Raw genomic sequence first — 236 nt, forward strand, 5'->3', positions numbered from 1 at the left:
GCCGGCAAAGGCGTCTCCCTTTTGTGAACGTGGCTTTGCCTTGCCGTCAGAGAGATATCAAGATCATTGCTTCCGAAGCTATTTTAAACGCTCCGGAAGCTAGGGCGTAGACTCATAACGACCTGATCCAGATGCGGGTGGCGAGTAGTTTTACGGCTGCTAGGAAGTTTTGGGGGTCCTTGTCTTATCGAGTGGCAATCCCTCTGAACTGCTTGAGCTTGTTGAAGAATCGCTCG

Annotated in this window: 1 pseudogene; it reads right to left on the reverse strand. The window is 51.3% G+C overall.

Going from position 1 to position 236, the window contains the following annotated elements:
* Nucleotides 1-112: 112 nt before the first annotated feature.
* A pseudogene (locus SB764_RS44630) lies at nucleotides 113-236 on the reverse strand (IS5/IS1182 family transposase); the annotation flags it as partial.

It is taken from the genome of Paraburkholderia sp. SIMBA_027 (genome assembly GCF_046535315.1).
Classification (GTDB): domain Bacteria; phylum Pseudomonadota; class Gammaproteobacteria; order Burkholderiales; family Burkholderiaceae; genus Paraburkholderia; species Paraburkholderia tropica.